This is a genomic window from Burkholderia aenigmatica, from assembly GCF_048627025.1.
Classification (GTDB): domain Bacteria; phylum Pseudomonadota; class Gammaproteobacteria; order Burkholderiales; family Burkholderiaceae; genus Burkholderia; species Burkholderia aenigmatica.
Window position 1 is genome coordinate 738,782 of sequence record NZ_CP184470.1, and the last position, 24,205, is coordinate 762,986.

Sequence of the window (24,205 nt, forward strand, 5' to 3'; positions counted from 1 at the left end):
GCACCCGCCGCGTTAAGCAGCGGCAGCCGCTGCGTCGTCGTCATCGTCACCGCGGATCAGCAGCACCGGGCACTTCGAGCCGCGCACGAAGCGCTCGGCGACACTGCCGAGCAGCACGCGCCGGATGCCGCGCCGCCCGTGCGTGCCGACCACCGCGAGATCGATCCCGCCTTCCTTCACGTAGCGCTGCAGGCGTTCCGCGATGTCCTCGCCGATGCTCTCGGTCTCGACGAGTTCGGCCTCGCCCTTCGCGCCAGCCAGCGCGATGATCTGCTCCGCTTCGCGCAGCACCTTGCGCCCGTCGTCGCGGATTTCCTCGACCAGCGCGTGCGGGTCGAAACGGCCCGCGTACGTGAACAACACCGACTTGTCCACCACGTACACGACGCTGACGTGCGCGTCGCCTGCCAGCGCAACCTTCACTGCCTCGGCAAGCGCCTGTTTCGACGAAGCGCTGCCGTCGACGGCCACCATGATCTTCTCGTACATGCGAACCTCGCTGGGGTGATTGGCCGCGCGTCTGATCGCGCGCGGCCCTGTCACCATCATCGGCGGATGGCGGGTTCGAATGTTGACGGCGATCAAGTCGCGCCGGCATTCACACTGCGACCGGCCGACGCAGGGCGCCGCCCCGCGCCGGCGGCCTGTGCGTCATCGTGCGTGCGGCGCGCGGTACTTGTACTTGTCGAACCCGCTGGCACGCGACCATGCGCTGGCGACCGCCTCCACGTCCTGTCCCGCGAACGGCAGGACCGTATCGGGCTGGGCGCCGTGACGATAGTTCGGCCCGGTGAATTCGGGGTCCGCCGCGTAGCCGAAGTACGTGTTGCCGCTCCACACGATGTTGGCGTAGCTGCCTTGCGGATTCTTCGTCCGGAAGATCGCGCCGCTGTCCGATGCGTTGTAGAAGCGGTTGCCCGTCACCTGGAACGCGTTCGCATAGCTGAGGTTTTCGACGATCGGCGTGATCAGGCCCGGCGTGCGCGTGATCACGACGTTGTCGCGCACGACGGAATCGGCCGAGCCCGCGGCGGACACGATCCGCCGCTTGTCGTTCAGGCTCAGGTTGTTCTCGACGATCGCACCGGTTTCCTGCGCGACGTGGCCGAGCCCGTCGGAACCGCACCCGCAGAACAGCATCAGCCCGCCGTCGTTGTCGTGGCTGAAGTTCGCGGCCACGCGCGTGTTGCGCGTGCCGAGATCGGCGTCGAACGCCATCCCGTCGCCGGCCTCGATATTGTTCTGCAGCCGCACGCCGTTGACTTCGTTGTAGCGGAACAGCGCATCGTCCGTGTTGATCGCCCAGGCACCGGCGCTGTTGCCCGGCGCCCGCATCCAGATGTCGTACAGGTGATTCGCCTCGACCTGCGGCGCGGTTGCCGTGCGGACGATGATGCCGTCGCCGCCGACGTTGTGGATCAGGTTGTTGCGGAACACGACGCGCGTCATCGGGAAATAGTCGGTCGCTGCCTGCGTGGCCGGATTCGTGAGGTAGGCCGAGTTGCCCTTGTACGGCGGATAGTCGCCGCACGGCGCGCCGCCTTCCCGGCACATCCACGCGGATCGCGTCGACAGCGCCACCGCGTCGACGTTGTAGATCTCGCTGTTCTCGACCGCGATGTCGTCGAAGCCGGTCCGCTTTTCCTTCGTGCCGACGACTTCGTTGTCGCGGGTCACTTCGAACAGCATCCCGCCGGTCGTCTTGTACGACCCGACCGTATTGCCGGCGACGTCTTTCAGATAGCCGCGCACGTGATGCACGTACACGTCGTCGACGTGATAGTGGCTGCCCGTGCCGTAATCTTCCAGCCGCACATACAGCCCGAGGCGCCCGCCGGGCGTCGTCGCATCGTTGGTCAGCTCGAGCGAGCGGATCTCCCAGTACTGGGTGTTGTACAGATAGATGGCCGCACGATTCACGGTGGGATTGTCCGACTTGCACAGCGAGTAGTAGCCGCTGAACCCGCTCGGCGTCTTGTGCTGCTCGGTGATCGACTGGTCGGGATCGGCCGTCGCATCGGTGCAGCCGGCCGCGATGACGGGGCGCGGCGCCTTCGGGTCACCGTATGCGTCAACGACGATGGGCGCGCCGGCCGCGCCGGTGCTGCCCGGCGCGGGCGTAAAGCTGCCGTCGCAGGTCGTGCCGCGCTTGAAGCGCACATGCATGCCGGGCGCGAGCACGATCCGGTTCAGCGTCGCGAGATCGTGAATCGGATTCGCGGCGGAGCCGAGCGTCGCGGGCGAGCCCGTTCCGTTCGCGCCGAGCGAGCAGTCGACGTGCAGCGTGCCGGGCACGTCATCGGCCGTCTTTCCCGCAGCGGGCGCGGCGGCAAGCTGCTGCCCGGCCGCGACGCCGTCCGCCGATTCCCCGCCACCGCATGCTGCGAGCGCGCCGATCAGCGGCGCTGCGACAATCTTCCAGTGTTTCAAAGTCAGTCTCCCGAAATATTGCATTCGTGATCCGGCACCGGGTCGACCGCAGGTCGATCCGTGCGCCGGCCGCCCATTCCGGCCGCCGGTTCGTCGAGACGAACCGGCGCCCCCTCCTCGCTTGCCGCGGGCAGCAGCCCCGCCCGCTCGGCCAGCACCCACAGGCCGGCTGCCGCCGCGCCGTCGATCGTGTCGACGGGCGGCCAGCCGGACAGCGATGCCGCATGCCGGTAACGCATGCACAACGCGGCGTCGCCGATCAGCATCGGTCGCGGCGCGTCATCGTGGGTCGCACCGCCTGGCCCACCGTCTTCGGCCGCCAGCCCCGCAAGCTCATGACCGATCAACACGCCGGACAGGTAGTCAGCCTGCTCGTTCGGCGCCAGATCGCCGGCCAGCAGCCGCGCACGGCTGCCGAAGATCGTCGCGAGCAGCCCCGTCGCGTGGCCGGCCTGCGCGGCGCGCACGCCGCGCTCGAAGGCGTCGCGCGCGAACCCGGCCGACGGCTGCATCGTGCGGCCGAGCAGGCTGTGCGTGCACAGCAGCGCGTACAGTTCGCCCGTCATGAACGTGCGGAAACGCTCGATGCGCGAGCCGCGCACGGCGACCCATTTCGAATGCGTGCCCGGCAGACCGATCCATCGCGGCAACGCCGAATCGTGCGTCGCGCCGCTCGCCTGCAGCGCACCGACGATCTGCGTCTCCTCGCCGCGCATCACGTTCGCCAGCTCGCCGCGCTGGATCAGCCCCGGCACGATGTGCACGGTCACGCCGCGCCGCGCACGCACCGTCTGCAGCGATGCGCCAAGCCGCGCCGCGTCGATCGGCACGTCCGCATACGGGGCCTCGCGCCACCCCTGCGTGCTGCCGACCATGCCGGCCGCGACGACCGGCAGCGCCGGCCACGCATCGAGCCATGCGCCGCACACGTCCTCGAAGGCCGCATCGCATGCGTCGGCGATCGCGGCGCCCGCGCCGCCCAGCTGCATCACGCCCTTCGGCGCGGCCCGCTCGTCGAGCACGGTCCGCGCATCCGCCATCAGGTACGCGCGCAGCGACGTGGTGCCCCAGTCGAGCGCGATCAGCCGTGGCACCGGCGAGGGGCCGCCTGACCGTGGTATTGCATCTTGCATAGGATTCCTCTGTTTGACGGTTGCGGCTCGTGGCTTCGTCACGCCGGTATCAGAAGAGCGTCTCGATACCCGCGTAGACGCCTGTTTGCCCGTGCCCCGGCATCGGCGACGCACCGAGCCCGTTGCCGTTGCCGAGCCCCGGCGACTGCGGGTTCACGCCCAGGTTCGCCGCCGCGCTGTTGAACACGTGCGCGGCCGTCGCATACAGGAACGTGCGCTTCGACAGGTCGTACATCGCGCCGAGGCCGATGATCGTCGAGCGCCCTTCGCCGCTGTGGTCGGCGGTCCACTGGCCCGCGTCGATCTTCATCGAATAGACCGCGCTCTGCAGATGCAGGAACGGCGTCGCGTCGTACGTCACGCCACCCCAGTAATAGTTCGCGGTGCGCGACAGGCCAGCCGGCGTGTCGGGCGCGCTGTAGCGCGTATAGCCGAGCTGCACCAGCGCGGGGCCGAAGCGGTCGCGCACGCCGATGAATGCTTCCTGCGATGCGGTGAACAGGTTGTCTTCGCGGCCGTACTGGTTGCGGATCTCGTTCCAGATGGCGCGCACTTCGAAGTCGCCGTGCGTGTAGGCCACCGTCGCGCCGTCCGACAACCCCGTCGCGCCCACGTTGTTCGGCGAGCCGCGCAGCCAGCCGTTCGAGCTGTTGCCGAGGTTCGCCTGCAGCGCGAACGAGAAGCCGCCGAACTTCGGCGATTCGTAGCGGATCCCGTTCGACAGCTTCGGGCCGTTCCGGTACGACGTCAGCGACTCGACCGAATAGTTTTCCTCGAGCAGCGGATCGTACGACCAGATATAGCTGTTGATGAACGAACCCTGCCCGAGCCGCAGGAAACCGTAGCGCTCGTTCTTGAAGCCGACCCACGCGCCGCGCTGGAACAGCACGCCGCCGCCGTAGTTGCCGTTCGCCGCGTTGATCGACGATTCGAGCCAGAACACCGCCTGGTTGCCGCCGCCGAGATCCTCCTTGCCGGTGATGCCGAGGATGCTCGTCCCCCAGTCGTTGCCTTCCGAAATGCGCGAGCCCGTCGAATGCGGGCCGTTCTGCACACCGCTCAGGTACTGCACGTCGCCGCCCACACGCCCCCACACGGTGACGCTCGATTGCGCCTGCGCCACCGCCGGCACCGCCAGGGCCAGCGCCGCGATCCACCCATACTGTCGCATCTAGATCTCCTCCTGCTTTTCGTTCACGTCTCGTTTGATTGGGGAAAGCGCTTTCCCTCGATAGCAAAAAAATTTCGCGGCGGTTGTCGTGCATCGTTTTCCGCTACGTTTCTTGCGGAAGGCACGCGTGCTATGCTCGCGAAATGGGAAAGCGTTTTCATTGTCGGCGCGCGGTTGCGCTTTTTCAAGAAAATTCTGGCCCTCCAAGGGATACTACCGAGTCCGATCGCGCGGCACGCCTGCGATGCCGCCGCCCGATCGCCGCCGCCGGTGCGCATGCTATGCTCGCCGGCAAAATGCACTGACACTCACTTTCATCGTGGCCAAGATCAACGAAGTCGCCGCCGCCGCAGGCGTCTCCATCGGAACCGTCTCGAAGTTCATCAACAAGACGAAGCGCTTCTCGCCCGACGTCGAGCGCCGCATTGCCGAAGCGATCGAGCAGCTCGGCTACGAGTCGAACCCGCTCGCCCGCTCGATGGCCACCGGCCAGACCGGCGCGGTCGGCGTCGTGATCCAGGACATTCTCAACCCGTACTTCACCGCGATGGTCAAGGGCGTGAACCGGATCGCGCAGCGCAACGACTTCGTCGTCCTGATCGTCGATGCCGACGAGAACCGCAAGGGCGAGCGGCCCGCGCTGACCAAGCTGAGCCGGCGCGTCGACGGGCTGATCCTGAACACCAGCATGCCCGACGACGACCTGCGCTGGACCGCGAGCCTCGGCAAGCCGGTGGTCGCGGTCGGTTCCGCACCGCGCGACGGCCTGCTCACGCTGTACTCGGATCCGATCCGTGCGGGCGAGATGCTCGCGCAGCACCTGCTGATGGAGAAGTACCAGCGCTTCGCGTACATCAGCCTGCCGAACGCGCGCGGCGACGACGAACGCCGCGCCGGTGCCGAGCAGGTGCTCGCACGTGCCGGGCTGCCGCTGCGCACCTTCAGCGTGCCGCGTGCGACGGTGGCCGACGGCGAGCGCGTGTGCGCGTCGGTGATGCTGTCGGCCGAGCCGCCCGATGCGGTGATCTGCTACAACGACATGATCGCGGCCGGCTTCATCAAGGAGGCCGAACGGCTCGGCATCGCGATCCCGCACGACGTCGCCGTATGCGGCTTCGACAACCTCGAACTCGGCAAGCTCACGTCGCCCACGCTGACGTCGATCGACACCGAAACCGAGCGCGCGGGCGAAATCGCGATGACGACGCTGCTCGACGCGCTCGCGGGCAAGTCGCCCGCCCCGCATACGATGCTCGATTCGCGGCTCGTCGTCCGCGAATCGACGGTGCGGCCGCGCGACGCGCGCCGCCGCTGAGCGCTCGCCGCTTACTGCTCGATCAACGCGGCACGGCCGCGACCGCGTCCCCCAGCCACGCGCGCGCGACGCAATGCTGCTCGAGCCCGGCCACGCCCGGGCGCGTCTCGAACAGGCTGCCCGCGAGCGGCCCGCGCAGCAATCCGTCCGCACTCACGTTGACCGATGCGGACGTCACGAACAGCGTCGCGCGATCGGCGCCGCCGAACGCGACGCTGGTCGGCCGCTGCACCGGCATCTCGACGACCCGGTCGAGCGCGCCGTCCGGCGCGTAGCGATGCAGCCGCCAGCCGTCCCAGATCGCCGACCACACGCCGCCCTCCGCATCGACCGCGAGCCCGTCCGGCACGCCGCGCGCGTCGCCGAACGTCGTGAACGGCCGCGCATTCGACAAGCGCCCGGCATCGACGTCGAAGTCGTACGCGAAGATCGTGCGGCGGCCGGAATCCGTCACGTACATCGTCGTGCCGTCCGGGCTCCAGCCCATCCCGTTCGCGCACGCGAAGCCGGCCACCGCGACGCGCGACGCACGCGCATGCTCGAAGCAATGCAGATCGCCGGGGCCGTCGCCGTCGTCGGCCATCGTGCCGACCCAAAAGCGGCCACGCGCATCGACCGCGCCGTCGTTGTAGCGCAGCGACGGCCGCGCATGCGCGGCGTCGGCCAGCCGTTCGAGCGTGCCGTGCGCGGGGTCGAACAGGTGCAGGCCGCTCTTCAACGCGACGAGCAGCCGCCCGTCGTCGACGCCCGCGACGCAGCCGGCCAGCTCCGGCAACAGCCAGAAGCCGGTCTGCCCGTGGCCGGGCGTGTAGCGATAGAGCGCGGTGCGCTTGATGTCGATCCAGTAGAGCGACGCCGAGCGTTCGCACCAGAGCGGGCCCTCTCCCAGGATCGCGTTTGCGCCCTGTACCAGTTTTACTGTCGTCATCGAAATTCTGTTGTTATGCATGCGTTCGGCCGCCCGTCGGTACGGCGGGCGGAACTGCCGGCGAGCCGGGCTCAGAGCGCGCGGCCCGCGTCGTCGAAGAAGTGCGCGTGCCGCATGTCGAAGCGCACGCCGACCGGCTGCCCTGCCGCGACCGTGTAAGCGTCGCGGTTCTGTCGCACCGACAGCGGCCGATCGTGGCCTGCGAGCTCGACATAGACGATCGTCGCGTCGCCCAGATGCTCGGCGTGCGTGACGCGGCCGTCGAGCCCCGTGCCGGGCGCGCCGACCGTGAGGTTCTCGGGCCGGATGCCGAGCTGCAGCGAACCCGACGGCCACGCGCGCGCGGCGTCCGGCACCGCGGCGAGCGAGCCGCCCGGCACGTCGAAGCGCGTCGCGTCGGCGCCGCCGTGCGCGCGGCACGGCAGGAAGTTCATCGACGGCGACCCGAGGAACGACGCGACGAAATGGTTCGCCGGCTGCTCGTACAGCGCCAGCGGCGAACCGACCTGCTCGATGCGTCCGCCGTTGAACACCGCGATCCGGTCGCCGAGCGTCATCGCCTCGACCTGGTCGTGCGTCACGTAGATCATCGTGCTGCCGAGCTCGCGGTGCAGCCGCGCGAGTTCGAGCCGCATCCCGCCACGCAGCGCCGCGTCGAGGTTCGACAGCGGTTCGTCGAACAGGAACACGCCCGGCTTGCGCACGATCGCGCGGCCGATCGCGACGCGCTGCCGCTGGCCGCCCGACAGCGCCTTCGGCTTGCGGTCGAGCAGCGCGGACAACCGCAGCGCCTCGGCCGCCTGCCCGACGCGCGTACGCGTCTCGGCCGCGTCGACGCCCGCGAGCTTCAGCCCGAACGCCATGTTCTCGAACACCGTCATGTGCGGATACAGCGCGTAGTTCTGGAACACCATCGCGAGCCCGCGCTTCGCGGCCGGCACGTCGTTGACGCGGCGGCCGTCGATCAGCAGGTCGCCCGACGTGATCTCCTCGAGCCCCGCCAGCATCCGCAACATCGTCGATTTGCCGCAGCCCGACGGGCCGACGAACACCATGAATTCGCCATCCTCGATGTCGAGGCTGACGTCCTTGATCACATCCGCGCCGTCGTCGTAGCGCTTGCGGATCTGCTTGAGCGACACACTTGCCATGATTGCGTTTCTCCTCGTCCGTTGCTGCCGCTCACCATTCGGCGACCGAGCCGTCCTCGCGACGCCACACCGGGTTGCGCCAGCGGTGCCCGGTCGCGGCGGCTTCCCTCACCTTCTCTTCGTCGATCTCGACGCCGAGCCCCGGCGCATCCGGGCGCGCGACGTAGCCCGCGTCGAACGCGAACGGGATGCCGCGCGTGTACGCGTACATCGCGTTGTCGTCGTGATACGCGACATTGGTCGACTGCTCCTGGATGAACGCGTTCGGCGTGCAGAAATCGATCTGCAACGACGCCGCGAGCGTCAGGGGCCCCAGCGGGCAATGCGGCGCGACCGCGACGTCGTACGCTTCGGCCATCGCCGCGATCTTGCGCAGCTCCCAGATCCCGCCCGTATGGCTCACGTCGGGCTGCACGATGTCGACGACGCCTTCCTGCAGCAGCTCCTTGAACTGCCAGCGCGTGAACAGCCGTTCGCCGGTCGCGAGCGGCACCGCGCAATCGCGCGCGACTTCGCGCAGCGCGTCGTTGTGCTCGGGCAGCAGCAGTTCCTCGTAGAACATCGGGTCGAACGGCGCGAGCGCCCTGGCGAGCGCCTTCGCGACCGGGCGGCGCACGCGGCCGTGGAAGTCGATGCCGAGCCCGACCTCCTTGCCGACCACATCGCGCACCGTGCCGAAGCGCGCCACCGCGCGATCGATCGCCGCCGGCGACTCGATCCAGTCGGTCGCGTTGACCACGCCCATCTTCAGCGCGGTATAGCCGGCCTCGACGAGCTGCCGTGCGTTCGCGGCCATCTCGTCGGGCGTGTCGCCCTTCACGTGCGCATAGACGCGCGCCTTGTCGCGCACGGGGCCGCCGAGCAGGTCGTAGACGGGCACGCCGAGCGCGCGCGCCTTGATGTCCCACAGCGCCTGCTCGATGCCCGAGATCGCGCTCGTCAGGATCGGGCCGCCGCGATAGAAGCCGCCGCGATACATGACCTGGAACAAATCCTCGATGTGGCGCGGGTCGCGGCCGATCAGGTAGTCGGCGAGTTCGTGCACGGCGGCGGCCGTGGTGGCCGCGCGCCCTTCGACGATCGGCTCGCCCCAGCCGGCGAGGCCCTCGTCGGTGCTGACCTTCACGAACTGCCAGCGCGGTGCGACCGCGAATGTTTCGATTTCGGTGATCTTCATGTGGATGAACGGGTCCGGTTGAACAGCAGCGCCGACATGCCGTTGTCGGCGACGAGATCCGCGCCGGCGATGCCGGCCGCCGCGTCCGACAGCAGGAACGCGGCGATCCGGCCGATATCGGCCGGTTCGTTGATGCGCTGCGCGGGATGCAGCGCGCGATACGCGTCGAGCAGCGCGGGATCGCGCTCGAGTGCCGCGCCGATCGGCGCGTTCAGCGTGAAGCCGGGGCTCAGCGTGTTGACGCGGATGCGCTGCGGCGCGAGGCTCGTCGCCATCGCACGCGACATCGCGACGATGCCGCCCTTGGTCGCCGCGTACATCTCGAAGCCCGGCACGCTCGCGCCCGCATGATTCGACGCGATGTTGACGATCGCGCCGCCACCGGCGCGCGCGATGCGCGGCGCCGCGAGCTGCGCACACTGGAACATCGAGCGCAGGTTGGTGCGGTACAGGCGGTCGCAGTCGTCGAGCGAGAATGCGTCGAACGGGCCGTGCAGCGTGATGCCCGCGTTGTTCACGAGCCCGTCGAGCCGGCCGTGATGCGCATCCACGCGCTCGAACAGCGCGGCGACGCTCGCCGGCTCCGCCACGTCGGTCTCGACGAACAGCGCGTCGCGCCCGCCGAGCCGTTCGCGCACCACGTCGGCGCGCGCGGCATTCTTCTCCGCGACGACGACCTGCGCGCCGCATTGCGCGAGCACGTCGACGATGCCGAGGCCGATGCCGTCGCCGCCACCGGTGACGACGATCACGCGGCCGTCGAGCGATTCGAATGGATTCATGGTTTTACCCCTTGACCGCGCCGGCCGTGATGCCCGCGACAATCCTGCGCTGGAGAATGAAGAACAGCACGAGCAGCGGCAGCGTGCCCATCACGGCTGCCGGGAACAGCTTGGTCGGATCGATGTCGTTGGTGCCGATGAAGCGGAACACCGCGACGGTGATCGTGAACTTCGACGAGTCGGTCAGGAACAGCAGCGGATAGACGAGGTCGTTCCACACCGACAGCGTGACGAACATCGCGAGCGTGCCGGTGATCGGCCGCAGCAGCGGCAGCACGATGTACCAGTACACCTGCAGCGGGCTGCAGCCGTCCATCACCGCGGCTTCCTCGAGTTCGAGCGGAATCCGCTTCAGGAAGCTCGTGTAGAAGAACACGCCGAGCGGCAGGCTCTGCACGGTGTACGCGAGCACGACGCCGAGATACGTGTTGAGCAGGTGCAGGTCGCGGAACAGCACGTACAGCGGCGTCAGGCTGACGAACATCGGGATCGTCAGGCCGAGCGTCAGCACGATGTAGACCGCGTTCGACAGCCGGCCCTTCACGCGTGCCAGCGGATACGCCGCGAGCGACGACAGTAGCGCGACGAGGAACGTGACCGCGAGCGTGATGCCGATCGTGTTCGCGACGCTGCGCCAGTAGTTCATCTGCGTGAACACGGCCGCGTAGTTGCCGAAGAACACATGGTCGGGCAGCCCGAGCGGGCGCGCGATGATGTCGTCGCCGGTGCGCAGCGACATCAGCACCATGTAGATCGTCGGCAGCAGCACGATCGCGACGATCGCGATCGCGGCGACGAGCCGCGCGAACCCCGGCATGCGGCGCAGCAGCGCCCCCGCGCGCAGCCCGCCGCCCGACGTGCCGGCGGACGGACGGTCCGCATGAAAGCGTTGACGGATGACGTTCACAGGTTGTCCTCCCGGCGGCGCAGGATCGTGTTCTGCGTGGTGGCGACCACCACGACGATCGCGAGCATGATCATCGACAGTGCACTCGCGAAGCCGAACTTGTAGTCGTTGAACAGGCTGTGGAAGATCTGCAGCCCGAGCGTGGTCGTCGCGCCGTCCGGCCCGCCGTTGGTCAGCACGAGCGGCAGCTCGAAGGTCTTCAGCGTGCCGATCGTGCTCAGCGTGATGTTCACGGTGAACGCTGGCGCGAGCAGCGGCAGGTCGATGCGCGTGAAGCGCACCCACGCGTTCGCGCCGTCGAGCTTCGCCGCGTCGTGCAGTTCCGATGGAATGTTCAGGTAGCCGGCCAGGAAGATCGCCGTCGAGTAGCCGACGTACATCCACACGTGCACGGCCGTGACGGCCGGCAGCGTGACCGACGGATCGCCGAGCCACACCTGCTGCAGCGCGTCGAGATGCACGAGATGCAGCAACTCGTTGATGCCGCCGCCGAGCGGCGAGTACAGGTACTCCCACACGAACCCGGCGATCACCGCCGAGAACATGCTCGGCACCAGCAGCCCGACGCGCAATGCGCCGCGCAGCCGCGGCAGCGAGAACAGCAGCGCGGCGAACAGCAGCCCGAGCCCGTTCTGCACGATCACGACGATCGCCGCATACGCGAACGTGACGACGAGCGTATGCAGGCTCGCGGGATCGCGAAACGCCGCCGCGTAGTTCGCGAGGCCGATCCAGTGCGCATCGCCCACGCCGGAAAAATCCGTCAGGCTCATCCGCGCGGCCTTGAACAGCGGATACAGGCTCAGCAGCGCGTACAGCGCGAGCGCCGGAACGGCGCACCACAGCAAGGTCCGGTTGCGCTTCATCGCGCGCCTCCTTCGTCGAACCGCGCCGCGCGAGCGCGCGCGGCAGCGGAAATGTCAGCAGACAGGCCGTTCATCGCGCGGCCGCATCCCAGCGGGCGAGCAGCTTCGCCGGGTCCTGCCCGATGTCGAGGAAATACGCGGACATCGAATTCCAGATCGCCGTGAACAGCGTGCCGGTCCACACGCCCTTCGGATACAGCACGACGTGCCCGTTCTTCTGCACGGCCGCGTACGGCTGCGCCTGCGGCGGCATCGCATCGGTGCCGCCCTCGAACGGGCTGAACCCGGCTTCCGAGTCGAGGAACTGGCGGTCGTTGTCGGGGCGCGCCCAGAACGCGAGCCACTTCTTCGCGGCGTCGGTCTGGTGCGATGCCGCGTTGATCGCCCACGCGGTGCCGAGCATGTCGAGCGCGACCGGCCCGTTGCCGGGCACGAGCGCCGGCAGCGGCGCGAACTGGAACGACAGGCCCTTCGTCGCGCTGAACTTCGCGATGTTCCATGCGCCCTGCGGCATCATCGCGACGCGGCCGGCCTGGAATTCGGTCAGCCCCGTGCTCCACGCGCTCACGCCATTGTTCAGGCGCGGCACGAAGCACTTCGCGTCGGCGAGCACCTTCAGCGCGGCCATCGACTGCTTGAACGCCGGATCGGCCGCGAAGCGCGCGCTGCCCGCGCCGACGAACGATTCGGCGCGCGCATCCGCATCGCCGCCGCCGGCTGCCAGCCCGGACGCAATCACGAGCGCCGCGGGCGCCCAGCCTTCCTTCGCGGGCAGCAGCATCGGCGTGATGCCGGCCGCCGCCAGCTTCCCGCACGCGGCCTTCAACTGGTCGACGTCGGTCGGCACCGTCGCGACGCCCGCACGCTTGAGCAGGTCGAGGTTCGCGAACAGGCCGATGCCGACCAGCTCCATCGGCAGCATGTAGGTCTTCCCGCCGATCTGCGTGTGGTTACGCACACCGCGCCAGATCGTCGGCACCCACTTCTCGCCGCTCAGGTCCAGCAGCTGATGCGCGCCCTGCCACTGCCGCATCAGCTCGCGATCGATCATCAGCACATCGGGCCCGTTGCCGCCCTGCAGCCGCGACGACACGACCGTCGTCGTGTCGTTGCGCGACATGTACTCGAACTTGACCTTGATGTCGGGGTTTTCCTTCTCGAACTTTGCGATCAGCGCCGCCATGTTGGCGGGCTCGGCGCCGCCGCCCTTCCAGCCCGTCACGTCGAGCGTGACCGGCGCGGCGCACACCTGCGCCGCCAGCACTGAAAGGACTGCGAAAGTTACTGCCCGAAGCCTGTTGAACATCTGCTGTCTCCATGTTGTTGTCGAATCGTTGCGCACGGCCAGTGGTGCACGGCGAGTGGCGCACGGCCGATGGCGTGCGGCGATCGGAACATGCGGCATCCGACGCGGCCGCGATCCGTCGCGCAGTCGCCCGCGTTTCCCCGTCGTCCGATTCATTTGGGAAAGCGCTTTCCCTATTGTGTCGCACAACCTGCCCGGCGTGCAAGCGCCGGGGCGAACCGATCGTCTAGGGGATATCCCGGGGGCGTGTCGCGGCGGTTGCGAGCCGCGTGTGCGCAACCGGATCGAGCGGCCATCGCGCCGAAGGCGCTATCATCGGATGTGCGACTTTCGTCCGGCCCTTATTTGCCGGCCCACTTTCAACTCGCTCAACCGACATGACAACGACTACCGAACGCGTGGACGGCGCCGCCCAGCATCTCGTCGCCGCCCGCCATGCCGGCGCGCCCGGCCCGCTGCTGCCCGATGCGCTGCGTCCCGAGAACGTCGAGACCGCGCTCGCGATCCAGCAGCGCGTGGCCGACCTGCTCGGCGAACCCGTCGGCGGATGGAAATGCGCGCTGCCGCCGCCCGACCGCGTGATCCTCGCGCCGATCTTCGCGTCGACGATCCGCGAGGCCGATGCGCCGTACCGCGTGGTCGGCGGGCCGATCGTGCGGATCGAACCGGAAATCGCGTTCGTGCTCGATCGCGACCTGCCCGCGCGCGAACAGCCGTACGACGAACAGGACGTGCGCGATGCGATCCGCGAAGTGCGCATCGTGCTCGAGGTGCTGGGCTGCCGCTATGCGGAGCCCACGCGGGCGTCGAAGTTCGAACTGCTGGCCGACGGGCAATTCAACCAGGGGCTGTGCGTCGGCCCGGTCGTGCCCGACGGACTGAACGTGCCGCTCGAGACGCTGGCGCTGTCGTTCGAAGGCGCACTGAACCGCGCGATCGACGGCCGCCATCCGGACGGCGATCCGCTGAAGCCGCTGGTGTGGCTCGTCAATTTCCTCGCCTCGCGCGGCGACGCCGTGCGCGCCGGGCAGATCGTGACGACCGGTTCGTACGCGGGCGCGATCGACGTGCCGCTCGGCGATGCGCTGACGGTCCGCTTCGGCGACCTCGGCAGCCTGTCGGTGACGTTGACCGCGTGATGCACGCGGCACGCGGGCACGGCTGACCGGGGCGGTCGCTGCGCGCAGCGCGATGGCGGCGATTCATGCGCCGCCCGCTCCATGGCCGTTGTCAGGCGCGCGGCTAACCGCGCTGCCGGGACGGCAACGTCATCGCAGCCACGCCCGCGACGACGCATCCGAGCCCCAGCCACGCCGATGCCGACAGCGATTCGCCGAGCAGCGCCATGCTGATGCCGACGCCGATCGGCACCCGCAGATAGGCCTGCGCCGTCGTGCCGACCGAGCCGAGCGTCTGGACGAGCCGGAAGTAGATGACGAGCGCGAGTGCGGTCGAGAAGACCGCGAGCGCTGCCAATGCGATCAGCGATGGCGCCGACGGATGAAGCGTCCACGGGCGATCGACGACGAGACTGGCCGGTACCAGCACGGCCGCGCCGACGATGAGCGAGCCGGCGGCAGGCGCCGCGGGCGACAGTCCGCTGAAGGCTCGCCCGTAGATCGCCGCGCCCGCGTAGCAGACGGTCGCCGCGACGATCGCCAGTTGCGGCACGAGTTGCCGCCCGAGTCCGTCGAATGCGCTGACGCCGACCACCAGCGAGATGCCGACGAGCCCCGCGACGACGCCGAACAGCTTCCGCGGCGTCAGCGGCTCATGGCGCGTGATCAGCCAGGTGCCGACGAACGCGAGCACCGGCGATGCGGAATTGAGGATCGTCGCGAGCCCCGCTTCGACCGAACGCTCGGCCCATGCGATCAGCGTGAACGGAACGACGCTGTTCAGCAGTGCCTGGACGAAGAAGCGCCGCCAGACCGCGAGATCGCGCGGCATCCGAATGCGCGTGACGCGCATCCACAGCAGCAGCACCGAGCCCGCGATCAGGGTCCGCGCGGCGATCAACGTCAGCGGCGGAATCGTCTCTACGCCGATCCGGATGAACGTGTAGGACGCGCCCCATAACGTCGAAAGCGTGAGAAGCAGGAGCAGATCCGCGACGGCGGGCGGGTGGCGGGGCTTGACGGGTTGCTGCATGTCGGGGGATTCGCGTTCGCAGACCATGGCGAGGTCGGGATCGGCACGGGCCGCACAAGCAGATGATGCCGGTGGCCCGGCGCGAACGCTTCAGCGTGACGCGAAATGTGGATTGCCTGCGACGAGGGCTAGTCGCTCGAATCCCGGCCATCACACGTCGTTACCGCAACCCAGCCTGCCGGCATCTTCAGTGCGGCGTGATCCCGGCCGCCTCCTCTCACGGCGTCACCGACTGACACTGGGCGGCAGTCCAAAGCGGTTTTCCAGCACTTGCGCAATCTCCCCTTCCGCCAGTTGCCGTTTCTCGGTGTGCCCGTCCGTCACCGTCTTGAGCACGTCGCCCAGCAGGATCAGTCGCCCGTCCGGCCGGTGCAGCACCACCAGCAGTTTCTGCACAAAGATGGCCTCGGGGTGGGTGGAATTGAGATAGTTGGCCGGGACGAAATCAACCCACTCCTGGGGCGACAGGTCGAAACCGTACTGGTTCGCCCACTCGCCGTCCACCTTCGCCTGCAGCAGGTAGTCACCGCGTTCATCGCGGCTGAGCCGGAAGGTGTCGCAGTCCTGCACGACGTCGATGTCGAGCCGGTCCAGGTCCATCGGCGCGCGGATGCCGTAGCTGCCGAAGCCCAGGTCGCACAGCCAGCGCCGCCCGCCAACCTCGGCGATCAGCGCCATGTGAGTGCGCGGCCGGCGCGCCGGGTAGAACATCGGCCGGGCGGCGACAAAGCGGTAAGGGATGCCCAGGGCTGCCAGTGCCATGGCGAACAGCCCGTTGACCTCGTAGCAGTAGCCGCCACGGCCTTGCCGCAGCAGCTTGTCGGCGATGTCCTCGGGTACCAGCGACACGCCCTTACCGGCCTGCACATCCAGGTTCTCGAACGGCACCGAGAACAGTTGGTGGCGCATGAGCGCATGCAGCGTGGCGGTATCGGCGACGGCATCGCCGGTGTAGCCGATGCGTCGGAAATAGCTGGGAACGTCGAAGTTGCTGGCGTGCATATGACTGGCTCCTGGTGGGGGTGACGTGGTCTCCACGATAGGCTGAATACGGGGACATCTGTATAGTCAGATTTATCCAAAACCAGATTGCACAGATGGCGATGCCCGCCCCCTCCTCATCCCCAGCCTCGCCCCACTACCGCCGTATCGCCGAGATGCTGCGCCAGACGCTGGCCTCCGGCGCGCTGCGCCCCGGCGAGCGGGTGATCTCTGCGCGCAAGCTGGCCGAGCGCGAACAAGTCAGCCTGCCGACGGCGCTGGAGGCACTGCGCTGCCTGGAAGCCGAGGGCCTGATCGTCGCGCGCCCTCGCTCGGGTTACTTCGTCCGGCAAGCGGCCAAAAGCCAGGCCGTGCAGCCGTCCCGTCCATCGCCGCGCCCCGTTCCGGTGACGATGTCGGCACTGGCGCGCTCGCTGTTCAGCAGCGCCGATGCCCGCCTGGTGCCGCTCGGGGCCGCGCTGCCCGATCCAGCCTGGCTGCCCACGGCGGCCCTGCAACGGTCGCTGCAGGCGGCCGGGCGCCGGCTGGACGCGTATGGGCAGAGCTACAGCTTGCCGCCAGGCCGGGCCGACTTGCGTGGCCAGATCGCGGCACGGGCGGCACAGTGGGGCGCGCGCTTCGGCCCGGATGAACTCGTCGTCACCGCGGGGGCGACGCAGGCGCTGCGCCTGGCCCTGCGTGCGGTGTGCCGGCCAGGCGACGTGGTGGCGATCGAGCGCCCCGCCTACTTCGGCACGCTCCTGCTGCTGGAGGACTTGGGGTTGAAGGCGCTCGAAATCGCCACCGATCCCCGCGAGGGCCTGCTGCTGGCCCCGCTTGCCGAGGCCATCGAGCGCCACCGGCCCGCCGCCGTGCTGGCCTCGCCCACGGTGCAGAACCCGCTGGGCGCCAGCATGCCTGTCGCGCGCAAGCGGGCGCTCGTGGCGCTTCTTGCGCATGCCGGTGTCCCCCTCATCGAAGACGACGTGTATGGCGACCTGGCCGGCGAGGGCCAGCGTCCGCCGGCCTGCAAGGCGTTCGACCGCAGCGGCAACGTCCTGTACTGCGGCTCGCTGTCCAAGACGTTGGCGCCGGGCTGGCGCATCGGCTGGATCGCAGCCGGGCGCTACCACTCGCAGGTGCTGCAGGCACGCCAGGCCGGGGACTGGGCCGGCGTGCCGCTGCTGGAAGCCGCGACGGCTGACGTGCTGGCTAGCGGCGACTACGACCGGCATCTGCGGCGCTTGAAGTCCCGCATCGCGGACGCGGTACGGGCCGTCACCGCGCGGGTCGAGGTGAGCTTCCCCGAGGGCACACGCATCTCGGCCCCGCGCGCCGGCTTCCTGTTGTGGGTGGAGCTGCCACGACAGGTCGATGCGCTGGCGGTGCATCGCAGCGCACTTGCGCTGGGCATCGGCGTCAGCCCCGGCCCGCTGTTCTCCCCGCGGGCGGATCTGCCGAACCACCTGCGGTTGAACTGCGCGAACGAACCCACGCCGCGCCTGCTGGGTGCGGTGGAGCAGATCGGCGAACTGTGCCGCCGGTTGGCAGCGCAGAGTCCGGCGCGGTAGTCGCGATGGTCCGAACCCGACTATTCCATCCTTGCTCGCGTGCCAGATCCTCGGCCTCCTTGAAATCACCCGCGAGGAATGGTGTGCTGCCGTATCTGTACGGCTAGCAACCCCGAGATGCAGCGGCGCGAGCGAACAGCTGTGAAACTACGGGTGCGGCTCGTTTGCTTGCGGGATCGTAAAGAGGCGCTCGATCGTTTCGCCCAAACCGGCGAGTTTCTCGAACGCGCCTTTCGGGAGGACGCGTTGATTCGCTCTTTCCGCCTTGATGCCTTGTGCGTTCGCACGCGCATGACGTGCGGTAGCGTGACCGGAGAGGTCCGGTAGCGGTCGCCCCGGTGCCGCGCCGAACCAACGGTACTCCGTGATATCGAGGTCGTCCGTGACGCCGAGCCAAACCACGCACCCGCTCGGCGCACGCGCCAACTGTTGGTTGATGGCAACCTGCGCACGGGCGCCATCGACCCGTGACACCTTGAGCTGGACGTGTCGCATCACGTTGCCGCAGCACATGACAAGGTCATACCCGCTCGCGTCGAATTCCGCACGCAGGATCTCGACGTTCAGGATGCCGAGTTTCCATAGGTGGCGCATGACCTCGCCCACGAAGATGTGTTCGACAATCCGCTCGCGCAGCACCGAATGTGTGGCGTGCCTCGTCCTGCCGTCGACAATTCCGGTCTCTTCAGCCTGCATGCTTGACCTCATTCGATTGTGGGCTGTTCGGTCGGCGGGGCTGCATGGCGTTCGCTCAGCATCTTGTGATACCACGCACCAAAGGCGTCTGACCGCGGAACCTCCAGCTCCAGTTGGTGAGCATTCTCGCAAGCCCGCTCCAGCATCCACCGAGCCGCCTCTTCGAGGTCGGCGGTGATATCGGATTGCTCGCGATCCCCGAAGTGCTTGAGCGCGTTACGGACGCGATTCGCTTCGGCGATCGCGTCTTTCCGATCCTGTGCCGCATACCGAATGACTCGTCGGTCGAGGGCGACCTGTCGGCCACGCCGGTTCACCTCTTTGCCCAAGACCTCTTCAGCCGCGCCGGCAAGGGTGATCGCCGCCGCAAATTCTCGGTACTCGAGAAACAGCCTGAGCGCCGCATCAAGTTGCGCGAGCGCCAGATCAATCCGACGGTACGTTTGGACAGCCACGAATCACACTCGGTCTTGGTCATTGATTTTCCGGCCGACGCGCACGACGGGCGATATCGCCCGCGTCCGCCGCGGAAAACCTCTGTTGTTGTAGTCGGCTCGCTGTCGGCCAAGCCTCCAGGAACGGCATACGCTCCCCCATCGCTGGACACCCACGCATCAACGAACTGATGTAATCGCCTATAACGACTTCACGCTGAAGCGCACTGACCGCGAACCACCGGGAAAGCCAGTATCATCACACGTACGAAAGTCAGGCTCTACCCGAAGATCGCGCGTCACGCTCCCTCATTGAATGCGACATGAAAACAAGATCCGTCCTCACGATGCTGGTCCGGACTGCGCTCCTGCCAACTGCCCTCTTGATCACCGGCGCCGTTCACGCCGCCTCCTTCAATTGCCATGTCGCCAAGCTCCCGGCGGAGCAAACGATATGTGCCGTCCCCGAGTTGTCGAAGCTGGACGATCAACTCGCGATCGCCTGGTCGCTCGCGCCCGGCCGCTTGGAAACGGGGCGTGGCGATTCCGGCCTCAACGCGTTAAAGGCGTATCAACGTGGCTGGCAACAGCAACGGGATGCCTGCGGGAAAGACGTCAACTGCCTGCGAACCAGTTATCTCCGGCGACTGCGGCAACTTGCCGAGCCCGAACCGGATACTGTGCTCGACATCAACGACTTCCATTGGTCGCAAACCTGGACGCTGATAGAGATTGCGTCCAAGCCGCTCCCGCACAATCGAGGCGGAATCATCATGATTCATCGCAGCTCGTATGACAATGCGGCACAGCTGACGTTTAACGCGTCATCATGGAACGGTCAAAACAGCGGGCGTGAATACCAGGCCAATGCAGTCGTACGGGCCGACGGCAAGGCATTTCACGTTTCCTCCGATGGCTGCCAGCTTGATTTCGCCATCCACGGTGCACAGATGGCGGTCGAGCAGCGCGGCCAATGCGGGAGCGTGCTTGGTCATGGTAGTGACGTCGATTTTCAAGGCACGTATATCGACGAGGAGCATGCGCCGAACAAAAGCTTCGAGTTTGAATGATCGCCCGAACGGCAAACCGGAAAGCGGTCACGACGCGACCGACATTAGCGTCTGGCGCGGAAGCCCATGCCAGTCAGTCGCAGCGCATTGCGTAACACGTGCCCGGCGCCGTGATCGCTGTTTCGACACATCGATCCGCGTGGCGTCCCGCGAAGCGAAGTAATGTTGTGACAGCGAACTCAAGATCGATCTTGTTGATGTCGAGAAGTAAAACCGTGACTTCGTGAAAGTGCAGCGATGGAAAACGTCGGCATCGACGGTCTCCAAAGTCGCACTGGATTGATTGGCCTTAACATCACAGCGCGCATCGGCCCGTCCCGTCGCGCACGCGCACCGCTTACACGCCGATACCAACCATGTCGCTGACACCGCTTCCCGCCCTGCTCGACGAAACACTGCGCACCGTCGCGCGCCGCTACCGGCTGCCGCCGCTCGACCGCGCGCTGTCGCCGGCCGACGCCGCGAACCCGGCCGCCACGCTCGCGATCGCGATCGAGGAAGCGCGCAGGATACGGAGCGACGGACACACGCCCGACACGGCACTGCGGCAGCGCTTCATCGACGCGCTCGCACAAATGATCCGCGATGCGATGGAGACGCAAACCGGCGATCCCGCCTTCCAGGCCGCGGTGCTGCGGCACGATGCGCCGAGCGTGCGCGAATACGCGTCGTTGTCCGCGCACGCCGAGCAGGACCGTCGCGCGCTGCACTCAGCCGTCAATGCGATCGCGCACCCGGCCAAGCTCGAGCGCAGCGCGCGGCCGTGGCAACGCGACGGGCTCGCGCGGCTGCATGCGGCCGCCACCGCCGCGTCGTGGGCCGAGTTGCACGACACCTTGCGGCATCTGCTCGCGCTGCCCGACATGGCGACCGACGCCGCATTCGAGCAGGACATCGTCAAGCTGAAAGACAGCCCCGCGCTCGAACGCATGCTGCGCGTCGACGCACTGGCATCGGACGAGCACGTCCGTCGCTATCGTGCGCTCTGGGTCCGCCAGGGTCCGCTCGAAGGCAGCACGGTCGCCGTCGCGCAGGGCGTCGCGTCGCAGCAGCGCGGCGCAGCCGTCGAAGCGCTGGCCGCGCAGGCGCTCGACGCACTGGCCCGCAGGCTCGACGCCGTCGACGCACGCCGCACGTACCGGGTGGTGACGTCGATGCGCGTGCCGTCGTCGATACCCGGCCGGCACGATCGCGCGAAAACCGAATGGGACGCGATCCTGCTCGAACGCACGCGCGGCGACGACCCGGCGCCCGTGTGGAACGTGCGCTTCCTCGTCGAAGCGAAAGCGTCGGCGGATGCCGCGACGACCGATCTGCCGCGGCTGCTGCGCGGCCTGAACCTGCTCGCGCAGGCCGATCCGGACACGATCTATGCGTTCGAAACGCACCAGGGCACGGTGCGCGTGCACGGCGCGTCGCTGCGCGCGCTGACGACCGACGACGCGACGCTGCCACGGGAAGTGCTCTATTGCTGCGATGCGTCCGCGGACGCGACGCCGCGCCTGCTGGGCGCCGCCAGCCGGATGCAGTTGCTGTCGGCGCAGGCCAGCCTCGAATACGCGAGCGCGCTGGCACAGCGGCCGGATGCCGATCCGGGCAGCCTCGGCGTCGTCTGGCACGCGCTGCTGACGCTGCCGCAATGGCATGCCGTGCTGCACCAGTACCCGTCGTTGCGGCAGGTTCGCGAGCTGATGGTGGCGATCGACGACTTGCGGGCCGCGATCGACGATGTGGCCGACGACGGCGTCGCCAGCAGCGTATACGCGTGATGCAGGCGCCGGATCGAACCGGCCATCGCACGGCTTGCCGACCTGCGCGCACCGGTTGCCGCTGAACCCGGCCGCAGCGCGCACCTGCGAACTTCGTACATCCAGTGCGGTACGATACGCGCCGGGGCGAAAACGCCTCACCTGAGAGACTCGGCCGCTGCGGCCCCATACCCGGCACAAGAAAAAAATGCCTAAAAACCCATCGCTGCACCGAAACCTGTTCGCCGCGCTGGCGGCCAGCCTGCTCTGGATTCCGGCTGCCCATGCCAGCGGCGACGACGGCTGCTATGCGCCGAACACGCTCCGGCAAACCACCTACTCCTGCGCCAACCTGCCGATGCTGAGCCCGGCCAACGACACACGCATCAACGCGATGCTGATGATGGTCGACAGCGCCAAGGTCGCGCAGGCGTTTCCGGATCCGAAGACGATCCCGGCGAAAGACCGGATCAACCAGATCATCGTGCCGTTCCCGATGGACTTTTCCGGATGGATCTACATCGGGCAGAAGGAGCCCGACAAGACCGGCAACGCAGCGGATAGCGAAGCACCGTCGAACCAGTACGCCGACGGCGAAGGCAGCATCTGCCGCAGCATGAGCTCGGGCGCCGACGCATTCAACGACGCACTGGGCGGTGCCGGCGGCGTCCCCGCCGACGAAGCCGCGCGCCTGCGCGCGGCGCGCGCCGACATTGCGCAGAAGACCTGCGCCACGGGCGGCGCGAGCTCCGCCGCCTGGACGAAACCGCCGGTCAAGTCGCCGCTCGGCCAGCAGTTCGCCGCGTACCTCGACGGCACGAACGCGTTCTACCGCGCCGACTTCCTCACCGCGACCCGGGCCTTCGCGAGCGCTTCGCACAGCGCGAACCCGTGGCTGAAGGAAACCGGCCTCTATATGGCCGGGCGCGCGCAGCTGAACGCCGCGCAGGCCAACGTGTTCGACAACGACGGCCCCACGCCGTCGCGCGGCCGCGTGACGAAGGTGTCGCTCGACGCGGCCAATACGGTGTTTCGCACCTACCTGAAGGTGTATCCGCAGGGACGCTATGCGACCTCCGCGACGGGACTGTTGCGGCGTGTCGCGTGGCTCGGCGGGAACGTCACCCAGCAGGCCGACCTGTACGGCCACGCGCTCGCGCGCTGGTCGCCGGCGACGTCGAACGTGCCGCTGATCCAGCTGGCGAACGAACTCGACAGCAAGCTGCTGTTCGGGGCGGACTTCGACCCGAGCCAGATCCAGTCGCCGACCGTGCTCGCGACCATCGACCTGCTGAACATGCGCACGTCGAACAGCAGCGATTCGAGCCGCAGCAAGTCGCTGACGCTGGACGACCTGCAGGCGCAGAAGCCGCGCTTCGCGAATGCGCCCGCGCTCTACGACTACCTGCTCGCGACCTGGTATGTCCAGATCGGGCACAAGCCGGACGCCGCGCTCGCATTGCTGCCGCAGACGCCCGCCGAGCCGCTCGACTACTTCGGCCTGAGCCAGCAGGCGCTGCGCGGGTTCGCGCTGGAGGACAGTGGCCAGACCGACAAGGCGCGCCAGCTGTGGCGCGACCTGATCCCGCTCGCGAAATTCCGCTTCCAGCGCGAGGCGCTGGAACTCGCGCTCGCGATCAACCTGGAGCAGGCCGGGCTCGTCAACGACGCGTTCGCCGACGATTCGCCCGTGCAGAACGCCGCGATTCGCGCCGTGCTGCTGCAACGCTCGGCCAATGCGGACCTGCTGCGTGCACAGGCGCAAAACCAGGCGGCCGGCGGCGCGATGCGCGACACCGCGCTGTACACGCTGCTGTACAAGGAGCTCACGCGCTCGCATTACGCCGAGTTCATCGCGGATGCCGCGCTGGTGTCCGGCAAGCCTGCCGATCCGTTGAAGCCGTTCATCGCAGCCGGCGCCAAAAACGAAGACGCTTATACGTGCCCGTCCGCGCACGACATCGCCACGGCGCTCCAGCAGAATCCCGCCGATGCGAAAGGGCTGAACTGCCTCGCCGATTTCGTGCGCCTGCACCCGCCCGCACCCGGCCTCGAAAACGATCCGGTGCCGATGTGGATACGCAACGCATCGACGACGGCCGCCACACGTATCCCGCCGACGCTCGGCGCCGGGCCGTCGCAGTTCGCCGGCAAGCCGTACGAGCGGATGTCGAGCTACGTGACGGTGATGGCCGATGCGCAGGCGAACCCGAACGACCGCGCCTACGCGTACTACCGCGCGATCAAGTGCTATGCGCCGGGCGGCTCCAACGAATGCGGCGGCAAGGACGTGCCGAAGAACGTGCGCAAGCGCTGGTTCGATACGCTGAAGGCCAGCTACGCGGGCACGCCGTGGGCGCAGAAACTCCGCTACTACTGGTAAGCACC

At 68.0% G+C, this 24,205-nt stretch carries 21 protein-coding genes; 7 read left to right on the forward strand and 14 right to left on the reverse strand.

From position 1 onward, the window contains the following. Positions 1 to 12: 12 nt before the first annotated feature. The 4 genes from ACN8ZM_RS35730 to ACN8ZM_RS35745 form a co-directional block, all read right to left on the reverse strand. Entirely contained in the window at positions 13 to 489 is a 477-nt protein-coding gene (locus ACN8ZM_RS35730) for a universal stress protein (protein ID WP_420212774.1), read from the reverse strand. 162 nt (positions 490 to 651) lie between these two features. Further along, positions 652 to 2,430, reverse strand: coding sequence for a hypothetical protein (locus ACN8ZM_RS35735; RefSeq protein ID WP_420212775.1), 1,779 nt, complete (start codon positions 2,428 to 2,430; stop codon positions 652 to 654). A gap of 2 nt (positions 2,431 to 2,432) precedes the next feature. Beyond that, complete coding sequence (locus tag ACN8ZM_RS35740) at positions 2,433 to 3,563, reverse strand: 2-dehydro-3-deoxygalactonokinase (RefSeq protein WP_420212776.1); 1,131 nt, start codon at positions 3,561 to 3,563, stop codon at positions 2,433 to 2,435. 49 nt (positions 3,564 to 3,612) lie between these two features. Continuing rightward, positions 3,613 to 4,734, reverse strand: a complete 1,122-nt coding sequence (locus ACN8ZM_RS35745) for a porin (protein ID WP_420212777.1) — start codon at positions 4,732 to 4,734, stop codon at positions 3,613 to 3,615. A gap of 319 nt (positions 4,735 to 5,053) precedes the next feature. Between ACN8ZM_RS35745 and ACN8ZM_RS35750 the strand changes: the two genes are divergently transcribed. Beyond that, a complete protein-coding gene (locus ACN8ZM_RS35750; RefSeq protein WP_420212778.1) occupies positions 5,054 to 6,049 on the forward strand; it encodes a LacI family DNA-binding transcriptional regulator in 996 nt (331 codons plus the stop codon). Between the two features lie 22 nt (positions 6,050 to 6,071). Here the strand turns inward: ACN8ZM_RS35750 and ACN8ZM_RS35755 are convergent, their stop codons facing one another. The 7 genes from ACN8ZM_RS35755 to ACN8ZM_RS35785 all read right to left on the reverse strand — a co-directional run bounded on the left by ACN8ZM_RS35755 (position 6,072) and on the right by ACN8ZM_RS35785 (position 13,166). Continuing rightward, on the reverse strand, positions 6,072 to 6,977 hold the full coding sequence (locus tag ACN8ZM_RS35755; protein WP_420212779.1) for an SMP-30/gluconolactonase/LRE family protein: 906 nt from the start codon (positions 6,975 to 6,977) through the stop codon (positions 6,072 to 6,074). Between the two features lie 71 nt (positions 6,978 to 7,048). Continuing rightward, complete coding sequence (locus ACN8ZM_RS35760) at positions 7,049 to 8,128, reverse strand: ABC transporter ATP-binding protein (RefSeq protein ID WP_420212780.1); 1,080 nt, start codon at positions 8,126 to 8,128, stop codon at positions 7,049 to 7,051. A 31-nt stretch (positions 8,129 to 8,159) separates the two neighbouring features. Next, the gene (gene dgoD / locus ACN8ZM_RS35765) at positions 8,160 to 9,305 is read right to left on the reverse strand and encodes a galactonate dehydratase (RefSeq protein WP_420212781.1); all 1,146 of its coding nucleotides are present in this window, start codon (positions 9,303 to 9,305) and stop codon (positions 8,160 to 8,162) included. Continuing rightward, on the reverse strand, positions 9,302 to 10,087 hold the full coding sequence (locus ACN8ZM_RS35770; RefSeq protein ID WP_420212782.1) for an SDR family NAD(P)-dependent oxidoreductase: 786 nt from the start codon (positions 10,085 to 10,087) through the stop codon (positions 9,302 to 9,304). Before ACN8ZM_RS35770 ends, dgoD begins: the two co-directional genes overlap by 4 nt. Positions 10,088 to 10,091: 4 nt before the next feature. Further along, positions 10,092 to 10,994 (reverse strand): carbohydrate ABC transporter permease, encoded by a 903-nt coding sequence (locus tag ACN8ZM_RS35775; RefSeq protein ID WP_043192111.1) that lies wholly within the window; start codon positions 10,992 to 10,994, stop codon positions 10,092 to 10,094. Continuing rightward, on the reverse strand, positions 10,991 to 11,860 hold the full coding sequence (locus ACN8ZM_RS35780; RefSeq protein WP_011349624.1) for a carbohydrate ABC transporter permease: 870 nt from the start codon (positions 11,858 to 11,860) through the stop codon (positions 10,991 to 10,993). Before ACN8ZM_RS35780 ends, ACN8ZM_RS35775 begins: the two co-directional genes overlap by 4 nt. A gap of 70 nt (positions 11,861 to 11,930) precedes the next feature. Then, positions 11,931 to 13,166 carry an ABC transporter substrate-binding protein gene (locus ACN8ZM_RS35785; RefSeq protein WP_420212783.1) on the reverse strand — a complete coding sequence of 412 codons (1,236 nt, stop codon included), beginning with the start codon at positions 13,164 to 13,166 and terminating at the stop codon, positions 11,931 to 11,933. Between the two features lie 377 nt (positions 13,167 to 13,543). Here ACN8ZM_RS35785 and ACN8ZM_RS35790 point away from each other — a divergent pair, with 377 nt between their 5' ends. Beyond that, the gene (locus ACN8ZM_RS35790) at positions 13,544 to 14,305 is read left to right on the forward strand and encodes a 2-keto-4-pentenoate hydratase (RefSeq protein WP_043192113.1); all 762 of its coding nucleotides are present in this window, start codon (positions 13,544 to 13,546) and stop codon (positions 14,303 to 14,305) included. 103 nt (positions 14,306 to 14,408) lie between these two features. Here ACN8ZM_RS35790 and ACN8ZM_RS35795 read toward each other — a convergent pair whose 3' ends face one another. Together ACN8ZM_RS35795 and ACN8ZM_RS35800 are read right to left on the reverse strand one after the other, a co-directional pair. Then, complete coding sequence (locus tag ACN8ZM_RS35795; RefSeq protein ID WP_420212784.1) at positions 14,409 to 15,317, reverse strand: DMT family transporter; 909 nt, start codon at positions 15,315 to 15,317, stop codon at positions 14,409 to 14,411. Between the two features lie 225 nt (positions 15,318 to 15,542). After that, positions 15,543 to 16,319, reverse strand: coding sequence for an arylamine N-acetyltransferase family protein (locus ACN8ZM_RS35800; RefSeq protein ID WP_420212785.1), 777 nt, complete (start codon positions 16,317 to 16,319; stop codon positions 15,543 to 15,545). A 95-nt stretch (positions 16,320 to 16,414) separates the two neighbouring features. On the opposite strand from ACN8ZM_RS35800, the gene ACN8ZM_RS35805 reads away from it, so the two are divergent. Beyond that, a complete protein-coding gene (locus ACN8ZM_RS35805; protein ID WP_420212786.1) occupies positions 16,415 to 17,869 on the forward strand; it encodes a PLP-dependent aminotransferase family protein in 1,455 nt (484 codons plus the stop codon). A 147-nt stretch (positions 17,870 to 18,016) separates the two neighbouring features. On the opposite strand, the gene ACN8ZM_RS35810 is transcribed toward ACN8ZM_RS35805, so the two are convergent. After that, entirely contained in the window at positions 18,017 to 18,565 is a 549-nt protein-coding gene (locus ACN8ZM_RS35810) for a hypothetical protein (protein WP_420212787.1), read from the reverse strand. A gap of 116 nt (positions 18,566 to 18,681) precedes the next feature. Here ACN8ZM_RS35810 and ACN8ZM_RS35815 point away from each other — a divergent pair, with 116 nt between their 5' ends. The 4 genes from ACN8ZM_RS35815 to ACN8ZM_RS35830 all read left to right on the forward strand — a co-directional run bounded on the left by ACN8ZM_RS35815 (position 18,682) and on the right by ACN8ZM_RS35830 (position 24,200). After that, positions 18,682 to 19,191, forward strand: coding sequence for a hypothetical protein (locus tag ACN8ZM_RS35815; RefSeq protein WP_420212788.1), 510 nt, complete (start codon positions 18,682 to 18,684; stop codon positions 19,189 to 19,191). Positions 19,192 to 19,322: 131 nt separating this feature from the next. Next, positions 19,323 to 20,069, forward strand: coding sequence for a lysozyme inhibitor LprI family protein (locus tag ACN8ZM_RS35820; RefSeq protein WP_241017560.1), 747 nt, complete (start codon positions 19,323 to 19,325; stop codon positions 20,067 to 20,069). 356 nt (positions 20,070 to 20,425) lie between these two features. After that, complete coding sequence (locus tag ACN8ZM_RS35825) at positions 20,426 to 21,838, forward strand: 3-deoxy-D-arabino-heptulosonate 7-phosphate synthase (RefSeq protein ID WP_420212789.1); 1,413 nt, start codon at positions 20,426 to 20,428, stop codon at positions 21,836 to 21,838. A gap of 187 nt (positions 21,839 to 22,025) precedes the next feature. Then, positions 22,026 to 24,200, forward strand: a complete 2,175-nt coding sequence (locus tag ACN8ZM_RS35830; protein WP_420212790.1) for a hypothetical protein — start codon at positions 22,026 to 22,028, stop codon at positions 24,198 to 24,200. Positions 24,201 to 24,205 lie beyond the last annotated feature (5 nt).